Below are 11,920 nucleotides of genomic sequence, written 5' to 3'. Positions count from 1 at the left end.
AATGGCTATGAAAGACTTTTTGCATTACTTCAGGATAACAGTCATTTTCTCCCGCCAATCTTCACCATTCTTCGGCTGGAAAGTTTCAAATCCCAGTCCTTTACCGATTTGGATATTCGAGGCGCCGTCATCTACAAATAAAGTTTCAGAAGGAATGATATTGCAATCATTCACCATATAATCGAATATTTCCGGTGCAGGTTTTGTGTGACCGACTTGATAAGACAGATATAGTTTATCACAGTAATCATTCAACGGCTTTTTCCTTGACGAGAAATCAGGGCTGCATGCCCATGACATAACGAAAGGATTAGTATTACTTAAAATATACACATGATATGATTTTCTCAATTCTAATATATAATCGAGTTTATTTAGATTCACCTCATTGAAAAATCCCAGCCATGCCTGTTTGGTTTCCTCCATCGTCAATGAACGGCCACATAAATTCCCCAGTTGTTTTCGAAACTCATCCGCACTTAGCTTACCTTCTTCCAGTTCTTGAAAGATGCCAGTCTGGTGATATTTATCCAGACGGGTGTCGGCATCTGCCAGTCCCAGTTTGATAAATGCTTGAACCGCTTTGTCACGGTCAATATCCACAATCACACCACCAAAATCAAATACAATGTTTTTAATCATGATATATCATTTTTAATTTACTACAAAGATATTATAAAATCATTAGAGACTTCTTCATTTTAGTACAGAAATAGTAACCTTTTATGCAATCGGGTAGTAGTCCCGTTATAACATGACAATAGTCACCTTATAGGATGACAAATGGCACGTTACAAGGTGATATTTGTCATTCTGCAAAATGACTATTTATTTTCAGAAAGATGAGGAACTTTAAATATACGAAATTAAATAGTAAAAAACAAGAGTGGCACTTACTTTTCCTAATGCCCCAATGAGCTTTTCATAGTTGGTATATTTTCGTTTAAACAAGCACTTTCAGTAATTCGGGTATAATAATCTGTAATATATATAGTTGAAAAATAAGTTTCCTTGATTAACTTTGCAAAGTTAAAACATCATCAAGTTTAATTCTGACGATGTAGGACATTGACATTTAGATCTAACTACTATAAATTGAAAATTAATTAGTTTATGCTACGTACTATCAGACTTACAGCCGCCATTGTGTGCTTTACACTTATTACCCTGCTTTTTCTCGACTTCACGGGTACATTGCACACATGGTTCGGATGGTTGGTGAAAATTCAATTTCTGCCGGCTTTATTAGCCTTAAACATAGGTATCGTATTGTTTTTAGTTGTACTTACATTTCTGTTCGGACGTATCTACTGCTCTGTTATTTGTCCGTTGGGAGTGTTTCAGGACATTGTTTCGTGGGTATCCGGCAAACAAAAGAAAAACCGGTTCCGTTATTCACCAGCAATGAAATGGTTGCGGTACAGCGTTTTAGGAGTATTCATTATCATGATGGTTGCAGGTTTGAACTCTTTGGCTATCTTGCTGGCACCGTATAGTGCTTATGGCCGGATAGCTTCCAATCTTTTTGCACCGGTCTGGCAATGGGGAAACAACCTGTTGGCGTACTTCGCCGAACGAATGGATAGTTATGCTTTTTATGAGGTAGATATATGGATAAAGAGTCTTTCAACGATGCTGATTGCCATTGTTACCCTTGTTGTTCTTTTCATTTTGGCATGGCGCAACGGACGAACCTATTGTAATACGATCTGCCCCGTAGGTACTGTATTAGGGATTATATCCAAATATGCGATCTTCAAACCTATAATTGATACTTCCAAATGCAACAACTGCGGTTTGTGTGCCCGCAATTGCAAAGCATCGTGTATTAATCCGAAAGCTCATGAAATAGATTATAGCCGTTGTGTGACTTGTATGGATTGCATCGGAAAGTGTAAGCATGGAGCCATTACATACACAAGATGGAAACCTAAAAACGAAACAGCAACGAATGAAGATACAAAAGCAAAGACTGCCACAGCCGGACAGGTAGATAACGCCCGTCGCAGTTTTCTTTCAGCATCAGCCATTTTTGCTACAACTTCTGTACTGAAAGCACAAGAGAAAAAAGTAGATGGAGGATTGGCTACTATCGAAGATAAAAAGATTCCCAAAAGAGAAAATCCTATCTATCCTCCCGGTGCATTAAGCGCACGCAATTTCACTCAACATTGCACAGCCTGCCAATTATGTGTCTCTGTTTGCCCTAACCAGGTATTGCGCCCATCGGACAACCTATTGACATTGATGCAACCGGAAATGTCATACGAACGTGGGTATTGCCGTCCCGAATGTACTAAATGTTCGGAAGTTTGTCCTGCCGGTGCTATTCATCTCACCAGTCTTGCCGAGAAATCAGCTATTCAGATCGGACATGCCGTATGGATTAAAGAGAACTGTGTACCTTTGACAGACGGAATGGAATGTGGCAACTGTGCCCGCCATTGTCCGACAGGTGCCATACAGATGGTAGCTTCCAATCCTGAAAAAACAGATTCTCCAAAGATTCCGGTAGTAAATGTAGAAAAATGTATCGGTTGTGGGGCGTGTGAGAACCTTTGTCCGTCCCGTCCTTTCAGCGCTATTTATGTGACAGGACACCAGATGCATAGAATTATTTGATCTAAATCAGTATAAGATTATGGAAGATAAAAATAAGAAAGATATAAATAGAAGAGATTTCATTAAGATTGTAGGTATTAGTGCTGCCACGTCGACAGGGCTATTATACGGATGCTCTTCAAAAGGTACTTCCTCTTCAAGCAGCGCAACAGGAGAAGGAGAGGTGCCTACCGATAAAATGACTTACCGCACGTCTCCGACTACCGGTGACCGTGTTTCACTCTTGGGATATGGTTGTATGCGTTGGCCTCTCAAACCTACTCCCAACGGTAATGGTGAAGTAATCGACCAGGATGCCGTGAATGGACTGATTGATTATGCAATCGCTCACGGAGTAAACTATTTCGATACATCTCCGGCATACGTACAGGGCTTTTCCGAAAAGGCAACGGGTATTGCATTGAGCCGTCATCCCCGTGACAAATATTATATTGCCACCAAGTTATCCAATTTCTCTCCCGATACATGGTCTCGTGAAGCATCGCTCAAGATGTATCATAAATCGTTTGCAGACCTGCAGGTAGATTACATTGATTATATGCTGCTTCATGGCATTGGCATGGGAGGAATGGAAGCCCTTAAAGGACGCTACCTGGATAACGGAATGCTTGACTTTCTGGTGAAAGAACGGGAGGCAGGACGTATCCGCAATTTGGGATTCTCCTATCACGGAGATATCGAAGTGTATGATTATCTGCTTTCACGGCACGATGAATTCAAGTGGGACTTCGTACAGATACAATTGAACTATGTAGACTGGAAACATGCCAAAGAAACCAATACCCGGAATACGGATGCTGAATATCTGTATGGAGAACTGCATAAACGAGGAATTCCATCTATCATCATGGAACCGCTTTTAGGAGGTCGTTTGTCTAAATTGAATGACAACCTGGTGGCACGGCTCAAACAACGCCGTCCGGAAAGCAGTGTCGCTTCCTGGGCTTTCCGTTTTGCCGGTTCATTCCCGGACATTCTGACTGTGTTAAGCGGCATGACTTATATGGAGCATCTGCAAGATAATCTCCGTACTTATTCTCCTTTGGAACCATTGACAGATGAAGAAAAAGAGTTTCTCGAAGAAACGGCACAATTAATGTTGAAATATCCAACGATCCCTTGCAACGACTGCAAATATTGTATGCCATGTCCGTATGGGTTGGATATACCCGCTGTGTTGTTACATTACAACCGTTGCGTCAATGAAGGGAATGTCCCCAGGAACGGGCAGGATGAGAATTATGCAAAAGCCCGGCGTGCTTTTCTAGTCAGATATGACCGTAGCGTGCCCAAACTTCGTCAGGCAAGCCATTGTATCGGTTGTAACCAGTGTGTGGCACACTGTCCGCAGAACATTGATATTCCGAAAGAGCTGCATCGGATAGATCAGTTCGTAGAACAATTAAAACAAGGTACTTTATAAAAGAAAAGATGGAAGGATTAATCAATTTACTACATACGGGAGGATATTCCTGTACTATTGCCAACAAAGGAGAAATCCGCACTTTCACTCAACGCGGTGTGACTGATATCTATGATTTACTGACCCAGGAACCGGAGTTTCTTAAAGGAGCTTCGATTGCTGATAAGGTGGTTGGGAAGGGAGCTGCCGCCCTGATGATTCTGGGAGGTATCAAAGAGTTATATACTGATATTATCAGTACCAAAGCTCTGGAGTTGCTTCAGAAATCAGATATAAAAGTTAGTTTTACAGAGAAAGTACCTTTTATCCGGAACCGTAACCATACAGGAGGATGTCCTGTAGAAACAATGTGCAGCGAAGTGGAATCAGCAGAGGAGATATTACCGCTAATTGGTGATTTCCTCGAAAGAATCAGAAGTAAAAATAGAAGAGTAATTTGAACTTAAAAAACAATAAACATGGAAACAACTACTGTAAAGTTCTATTCACTAAATTACAACGATGTGAAAACCTATTGGGCAGCCTTGTTATTCATCGTTGGTAATATTCTTTTCCCACAATTATTCCATCTCATGCCTCAAGGAGGAATAATCTGGCTACCAATCTATTTCTTCACACTGATTGGAGCTTATAAGTACGGATGGAAAGTCGGCTTATTGACAGCTATTCTTTCACCTATTATCAATTCCTTATTTTTCGATATGCCCGCCCCTGCAGTATTACCCGCAATTTTACTGAAATCCATACTACTTGCCATAACTGCCGGTTGGGCTGCACAACGTTTCGGACGTATTTCTATCCCGGTATTGATTGGTGTAGTACTTATTTATCAGGCCGTAGGTACTTTAGGAGAATGGATATATAATGGTAATTTTTACAGTGCTATTCAAGATTTCCGTATCGGAATTCCCGGGATGTGCCTGCAAGTATTAGGAGGCTATACATTCATCAAGTATCTGATTCGCAAATAAATCAATCGGTCGCCTCTTCCTCTTCGGGTTCATCTTCTACTACAACAACAGAGGAGAGGCTTTTCCCTTCTTTAGCGTACGTGCTAGGACTCATTCGATAATATTTTTTAAATACTTCCCGAAAATACTTTGTTTCCGAGAAACCACTCATATCTGCTATTTCTCCGATATTATGTTCACCTTCTTTTAATAATCGTGCTGCATATTTTAAACGAGTCACCCGAATTAATGCTGTCGGAGATTGTCCGGTCAACGCTTTCAATTTACTATATAAACTAGTACGGCTCACGCCCTGTAATTCACAAAGCTTGTCAACGCAAAAATCAGTATTATCGATATTCTTTTCAATATTTTTCTTGACCTCCGATATGAATTTCCAGTCGAGACTATTCATTCCATTTGCTGATGGTACAGGCTCGGAGTCTATTTCAAGATTAGCATACCGCTGACGCAATAAAGCACGGTTGGACAAAAGGTTGGCAATATTCGCCTTCAATAACTTCACACTGAAGGGTTTGACGATATATTCATCTGCACCGATTGTGAGTCCATCAAGAATATTTTTCTCATCCCCCAAAGCTGTAAGTAATAATACCGGAATGTGTGAAGTTTCAACATCCTTCTTAATAGCAGCACAGAGTTCATCTCCTTGCATTTCAGGCATCATAACATCGGAAAGAATAAGTTCCGGCCAGAATTCTTTTACTATCACTAAAGCCTCCCTGCCATTACAACAGGCTTGCACATAATATTGGGGAGAAAGCAGACTAACCAAGTAAGAACGTAATTCATCATTATCTTCTACAATAAGGATACGTTGCATTTCTTTCTTGGCTGTGACAACTTCTGTATTTGCTACATTTGAAAAAACATTCGGAACTGTTAGTTCCGGTGTTTGTAGCTGAATCTTAGGGGAGGAAGCCGAAGTTGCCTCCTGAGTACTCTTATTGTTTTTGGGAAATATAATTTGAACAGTCGTCCCTTGATGTTCCACACTTTTAATCTGAATCTTACCCTTGTGCAGACGAACCAACTTTCCAACCAACATTAGTCCTATGCCACTGCCCGTGACTTTAGAATTGATGGCATTACTGGCACGGAAATGAAGTTTGAACAACTTCCGTTCTTCAGAGGCAGGAATACCGATACCTGTATCACTAATAACCACCTTCCAAAAATCATTCATATCAGAGACAGAGACACTGACCTTGCCATTTTCTGCTGTATATTTCAATGAATTCGATATAATATTTTTCAGTATAGAATCCATTTTCTCTTTATCAAACCATACATTCAAGTAGTTGAAATTACTCTCATAAGTAAAATCTATATGTTTGATAGTAGCATACGAAGAGAAACTATTACATACATCCTTCAAATATGTGTTCAATTCATATTCTGAGATGCTCAACTCGGAAGAATATACGTCAGCACGTTCAAAGTTGATAAGATTAGTCGCCAATCGCAAAAGGGAGTCTACATTCCTTAATGCAGCCTTTGTACGGGTTATTCCGGTGTCAGTAAGCGGTTCTTCGTCTAGAAGTTCTTCCAAAGGCGCTTTTATCATAGTAAGTGGAGTCCGTATATCGTGAGCTGTATTAATAAAAAATTGGGTTTTCTCATCTGATATGTTCTTTTGTTTCCTGAGATTTATCACACGTAAAATAAAAGAGAATCCCCAAATAACCAATGGTACATAACATAGGATAGCCCACCAACTCAACCAAAAAGGGTGTGCGATAATGACTTTCATTGTACGTTCTTCAAAAATAACATCATGCTCTTCTCTGGATATAGCGCGTACGTGTAAAGTATATTTTCCCGGAGGCAGATTGGTGAAACGTATCAGACTATTTGTTCCCGGCTGTGTCCATTTTTCATAGAACCCTTCCAACTTCCAGGAATAAAATGTATTACCCGGAGAATCATAATTGATAGTGGAGACTTTTAGAGAAAAGGTATTTTGGTCATGTTTCAGTTTCAATACATCTGTTTCGTCTATACATTCTTTTAAAGGAGAGTCTTTGCCGTCCGGATAAACAGGCTGATAAGATACATGAAAATCACTGAATATCATTCTGGAAAATTTATAAGAAGGGAACTTTACATTCTCCGGAACTTCAATAGCCCCGTCCGTACTACCAAATACAAAACTTTTATTCATACGTAATGTACCCGAAGAAGCATTAAAATAGGCAGGTAACAATCCTTCTCCTCTAGTCCAATTATGAAAATGTTTCTCTTTTACAAAAAAACAAGTAATACCATTTTCCGTACTCATCATAATACGACCGTCCACTTCAGGTAAAATTGTAAAAATCCGATTGGAAACTAATGCGGAATTGTCTGTATAATAGTGCTCAAAAGACTGTTTCTGTATATTGTATACAAATACTCCTGCTCCATTCGTGCCAATATATAGCAATCCATCATTTGCCTGGTAAAGTGAATTGATATATACACCTTCCAACTCTGATCCAGCATATTGATATTTACCGGAATTTCTATCCAATAAGTATAATCCGGAGGCTGTTCCAATCCACATATGATCTTTGTCATGTTCAACAATTGAAGTGACAGATGACACTCCCGGATATAGGCGTACCTCATTCGTTTCTAAATCAAAGCACTTTAGATTATAATATCCCCCGGACCATATATTTCCTTTCGAGTCTTTTATCATATCACGGATATATTTATCGGGGCGCATATTAACGGAAGTAAGCAGGTATGGAGAGAAATATTCAACGGACAATTTATGCTTGTTTATTTTATAAATTCCCGAAGTATAGCCTCCTGCCCAGATTATGCCGGGAGAAACTTCACACAAAGTAATAAAGATATGATTTTTATCTTTTAATTGACGGTCAAAAGAACTTAGGAATGAATGCCATTGTCCTGTGGAGGAGTGGTATAAACTAATTCCATTGCTGGTTCCAAACCATAAGTCTCCATCGCTATCCTCAATTACCGCATGCACCTGATCATTGATTAATGATTGTTTATTACCCATTGAATGTTTCATCCAATGATAATTTTCATACCGATAATCTATAACAGTGATTCCGGTAGGGTAGTTGGAAAGCCAGATTCTCTTTTCTTCATCGACAAAAACATTATTAATATTATTACCATTCATTTCATTATAGCTTTGATAGTTGGCTACAATGTATTGCTCCATCTGGCAGGTATTTATATTAATCTTATAGACTCCCATGCCTTCAGTTGATATCAATAACTGTGATTCATCCAATGGTGCCATGCAGGTAATACTTACATCACTTAAATCAACTTCGGGCTTTATTATTTCCCGGTTATTCATATCATATACAAATAGACCTCTCTCAAACGAACCGATAAGCAGTCGTTTTGATGCTTGATGGTAATATAATTCGTTTACCTGCACATGGAAATAATCCAATGTTTCGGCAGGAATAATTTTCAAAATACCATTTTCCAATTTAAGATATCGAACACCAGTCTCCGTTGATATAAAAAAATGATGGTCGTCCACTTGTTCGATTGCAGTGATGTTGCTGTGTAGAATATTGGTAAATTGAAGTATCTGAGCATTTTCTGTGTTATACAATAATATGGAGTGTTTACGGCATAACCAAATATTATTATTCCGGTCCATATAGCCGTAACTAATGGTTTCCAGACTATTCGGCAACTTATATACCAGCTTGAAATCATCATATTTCCTTTCATATTGGAAGACACGTCCTTGTTTGCCAATCACCCATGTTCCTATATGGGGATTGGTATATATCCATCCTAAATGAATAGGAGATTCCAGAGAATTATCATCTTTATTCAGTCTATAATGTTTGATATCCTTGCCATTGTAGCGATCCATGCCTTCATTGGTAAGAAACCACATATATCCTTCAGCGTCTTTTTGTATACTGAATATCCTTCGATTGCTCAAACCTTCTTCTATCCCTATATATTTGTATGTTTGTGCAGTGACCCAAATAGGAAAAAAGAGGAGAATATAGATGATGTATTTCATATAGGCATTTGTTTTTAACGACTTCTAATAAGCATTGGGAAATAAAAGTTAACAAACTTATACAAAAGCAATGAGAAAAACAAAGAAATATAGAATATTCTATTAAAAACTTTCATTTAGAAAGTTTTTTGTTACTAAAGTTGTTTTTTTGACTTGCTAAGTTGCTTTTATAGACCCATATGCTAATAATGAAATAAACAATCGTCTGAATCCACAAAGTTATATATTCCGGTTTTATGTCTGCCATATCGGCACCCATAGAGTTTAGCTTTACAAAGGCAAGTGTACCCGGTGCAGCCGGAAGAATATAGTGTACTATTTTCCAATACCACGGCATTAATTCCATAGGATAAGAAACTCCGGAAAGAAATATTAATCCAACCGAAAAAAAAGCAATCATGAGTAATGGAGCTTCCGAATCTGTAAAATATCGCGAAGCAGCCAATCCTAAAAAAGAAGTGGCCATCAGATAAGGTATTAACAATAATATAATGTAAAATCCATTTCCAATATTAGGAATACTAAAGAAATAGGGAAGGAGTCCTAATAAGAAAAAAGAAAAGACTGCATATAAGGCACAATATACAAAAGTTTTTCCCGTCACCAAACGAATGGCAACTCCCCAGCCATACCCAAAAGGTGTATAAGCACGAATTCCTCTGTTGGCATGTTCGTCACCGGTCAACATACCTATCACCATTAGCAAAGTCTGGAAAATAATGATCATCATGACTGCCGGAATCAGATAAGAGCCATATCCTTCCGTATAATTATAGAGTACAGTTCCCACTACATTTATCGGTTTTGCCATAGCTACTGCCAATAATCCTTGAGGGGGTAAAAAAACAGCACCATCCGACCGATATTTATCATTGATAGCTAACATGACACGTGAAGAAGCGCCTTGTAATGCTTCAAAATAGAGGAAGGCATCGGTCGTTGCATATAAAGAAAATACAGCTTCATCTCCGCGAAATACCCGCTCCTCAAAATCATGCGGCAAGTAAAGTATTCCTTGCACTTTTCCTTCTTTCATCCACTCTTTGGCTTCATGATAGTCAATTGCCTGATCATAAATTTCCGCTTGAGGGGTCGCATCCAGCCATCGAATAAAATTACGACTCAATTCGCTGTGGGAATTATCAACAACGGCAACAGGAACATCCGTTACAATATTAGGAGCGTACATATAATTATAAAGCAATCCATACATGAAAATTCCTCCCATCAACACCAGTAAAACAGCATAACTAGTACTTATGGCAAGAAACTCCCGACGGATAACAAATGATAGCTGTTGTAATTTACTTAATGTTTTCATATTTATGACTTTCTATAGCTCGTTTTAAATGGGGTAGTAATGACAAAGCCAGCAAGGGGAAGATGCAGAGTATCACCATTGACGGCCAAAGATAGATGAATCCACCACCTCCGTAAAGCATGGTTTGTATCATCTCTGTAAAATGACGGACAGGGAACAGATAAGAGGCATCTCTTACTAACGGATACATATTAGAAACCGGAAAAGTTACTCCAGATAAAGTAGCCCCCAATGAACCTACCATAGAAACAACACTTATTACCAGAGAGACTGCCGGGAACAGGGAAAATATGAATAATCCGAGAGCCTGTGTAGCAATAACAAAGAGTACGGTTATCATGTTTATCAGCCACCAGCTTCCTTGAAAAGGAATATGCAGGATACCGAACATGACATAATTACCCAGCCATCCTATCAGAATATATATAAAGGTATAGGGGAGTAGTTTACCCAAAACGGCAGTTATCATATTGCCTTTAGCAGTAGCCAGCCAATCTGTAGCTGTGCGGAACTTGATTTCAATTCCGACTGTATATACGGTAGTCAGGAGAATCAATACCTGAAATAATACGAAAAAAAACGGCTGGCTCAGATAAACGGAATAATCCAGGCTCGGATTATATATCGGGTGGTTGTTGGCTTGTACCGGTAACAGGAATGTAGTAATTTGCTGTTGGTCTGCCCCAAGAGATACCGCTTCCATTATAATGGGAGATAAGGATACGGGAGCCAATGACGTTTCAAAGGCAGCCATGAGCTCACCACCTACTGACAACAAGGCATAATGATAATAATAGGAAAGAGTTGCATTCTTTCCGGTGATAGCATTCTGTTCAAATCTCGGAGGTATGGAAAGATACCCGTAGATTTCTTTTTTCTGTACGGCCTCGCGGGCTGCAGCCTCATTTATATAATGTTTTACTACCTTAAAAGTGGGCACTGCAGAGATATTCCGTGTAATAGCCCGTGAAGTAGCAGTATTGTCTTGGTCGATAATGCCTATCGGGATATTCTCCATCTGCCCGTTACCGAAAATGGTAGCCATAAAAAAGAGAGTAAACAACGGCAGGACAATACAGACACCGAAATAAAGGCGTCGTGACGTCATTCGCCGCCACTCTCTGAGCAGTACGGAGCGAAAAGGTGAATATGTTTGTGATAAATCCATTCTATGATTAATTTTATTTGCCGATTAATTTAGCGTTAGCAACACAGACATACCGGGACGCAGATCATCTACCTTTTGCATCGGACGAGCATGAATCTCAAATGTGCGCAAATCATAACTTCCGGTTTGCTTGGTTGATTTCCACGTGGCGAAGCTACCTAGCGGACTAATATAGTATATCTTAAATTCAACATCTTTTTACCGTATAGCAGGTATATCTGCGATGAAAGTTTCCCCCATTCTTAAACTGCGGCATCAGATCTTCACGCACATTGAGAACAACATGTACATCATCCATTACTACCAAATTCATAATAGGAGTACCCGGTGCAACCAACTCTCCACGTTTTGGGAAGATGCTTGCTATTTGCCCGTCCTCCGGTGCTGTCAGCCGTGCATC

Annotated in this window: 8 protein-coding genes and 1 pseudogene; 4 read left to right on the top strand and 5 right to left on the bottom strand. The window is 39.3% G+C overall.

The genetic code is table 11. The annotated features are described in order from the left end of the window. Positions 1-24: 24 nt before the first annotated feature. Positions 25-642, bottom strand: coding sequence for an HAD family hydrolase (locus BACFIN_RS10580; RefSeq protein WP_007752842.1), 618 nt, complete (start codon positions 640-642; stop codon positions 25-27). Between the two features lie 471 nt (positions 643-1,113). Between BACFIN_RS10580 and BACFIN_RS10585 the strand changes: the two genes are divergently transcribed. The 4 genes from BACFIN_RS10585 to BACFIN_RS10600 are packed head-to-tail and all read left to right on the top strand — an operon-like array spanning position 1,114 to position 5,016. Then, positions 1,114-2,622, top strand: coding sequence for a 4Fe-4S binding protein (locus tag BACFIN_RS10585; RefSeq protein WP_007752840.1), 1,509 nt, complete (start codon positions 1,114-1,116; stop codon positions 2,620-2,622). 19 nt (positions 2,623-2,641) lie between these two features. Next, positions 2,642-4,045 (top strand): aldo/keto reductase, encoded by a 1,404-nt coding sequence (locus BACFIN_RS10590; protein ID WP_007752838.1) that lies wholly within the window; start codon positions 2,642-2,644, stop codon positions 4,043-4,045. 8 nt (positions 4,046-4,053) lie between these two features. After that, the gene (locus tag BACFIN_RS10595; RefSeq protein ID WP_007752835.1) at positions 4,054-4,485 is read left to right on the top strand and encodes a DUF1893 domain-containing protein; all 432 of its coding nucleotides are present in this window, start codon (positions 4,054-4,056) and stop codon (positions 4,483-4,485) included. 18 nt (positions 4,486-4,503) lie between these two features. Beyond that, complete coding sequence (locus tag BACFIN_RS10600) at positions 4,504-5,016, top strand: hypothetical protein (protein ID WP_007752832.1); 513 nt, start codon at positions 4,504-4,506, stop codon at positions 5,014-5,016. A 1-nt stretch (position 5,017) separates the two neighbouring features. Here the strand turns inward: BACFIN_RS10600 and BACFIN_RS10605 are convergent, their stop codons facing one another. The 4 genes and pseudogenes from BACFIN_RS10605 to BACFIN_RS20745 all read right to left on the bottom strand — a co-directional run. After that, complete coding sequence (locus BACFIN_RS10605) at positions 5,018-9,031, bottom strand: hybrid sensor histidine kinase/response regulator transcription factor (RefSeq protein WP_007752831.1); 4,014 nt, start codon at positions 9,029-9,031, stop codon at positions 5,018-5,020. A 112-nt stretch (positions 9,032-9,143) separates the two neighbouring features. Further along, on the bottom strand, positions 9,144-10,352 hold the full coding sequence (locus tag BACFIN_RS10610) for an ABC transporter permease (protein WP_007752830.1): 1,209 nt from the start codon (positions 10,350-10,352) through the stop codon (positions 9,144-9,146). Continuing rightward, positions 10,336-11,520, bottom strand: coding sequence for an ABC transporter permease (locus tag BACFIN_RS10615; RefSeq protein ID WP_032839561.1), 1,185 nt, complete (start codon positions 11,518-11,520; stop codon positions 10,336-10,338). The genes BACFIN_RS10610 and BACFIN_RS10615 overlap by 17 nt, the downstream gene beginning before the upstream one ends. Positions 11,521-11,544: 24 nt before the next feature. Then, positions 11,545-11,920 (bottom strand): annotated as a pseudogene (locus tag BACFIN_RS20745) (HlyD family efflux transporter periplasmic adaptor subunit); the annotation flags it as partial.

The sequence above is a fragment of the Bacteroides finegoldii DSM 17565 genome (assembly GCF_000156195.1).
Classification (GTDB): Bacteria; Bacteroidota; Bacteroidia; order Bacteroidales; family Bacteroidaceae; genus Bacteroides; species Bacteroides finegoldii.
The sequence above is the reverse complement of the archived record's forward strand: the minus strand, read 5'-3'. Positions and strand labels throughout refer to the sequence as shown.

Bases quoted from the DNA above. Each gene is read 5' to 3' on its own strand.
- BACFIN_RS10595 (WP_007752835.1), top strand. From the start codon at position 4,054: ATGGAAGGATTAATCAATTTACTACATACGGGAGGATATTCCTGTACT.
- BACFIN_RS10590 (WP_007752838.1), top strand. From the start codon at position 2,642: ATGGAAGATAAAAATAAGAAAGATATAAATAGAAGAGATTTCATTAAG.
- BACFIN_RS10615 (WP_032839561.1), bottom strand. From the start codon at position 11,520: ATGGATTTATCACAAACATATTCACCTTTTCGCTCCGTACTGCTCAGA.
- BACFIN_RS10600 (WP_007752832.1), top strand. From the start codon at position 4,504: ATGGAAACAACTACTGTAAAGTTCTATTCACTAAATTACAACGATGTG.
- BACFIN_RS10605 (WP_007752831.1), bottom strand. From the start codon at position 9,031: ATGAAATACATCATCTATATTCTCCTCTTTTTTCCTATTTGGGTCACT.
- BACFIN_RS10610 (WP_007752830.1), bottom strand. From the start codon at position 10,352: ATGAAAACATTAAGTAAATTACAACAGCTATCATTTGTTATCCGTCGG.
- BACFIN_RS10580 (WP_007752842.1), bottom strand. From the start codon at position 642: ATGATTAAAAACATTGTATTTGATTTTGGTGGTGTGATTGTGGATATT.
- BACFIN_RS10585 (WP_007752840.1), top strand. From the start codon at position 1,114: ATGCTACGTACTATCAGACTTACAGCCGCCATTGTGTGCTTTACACTT.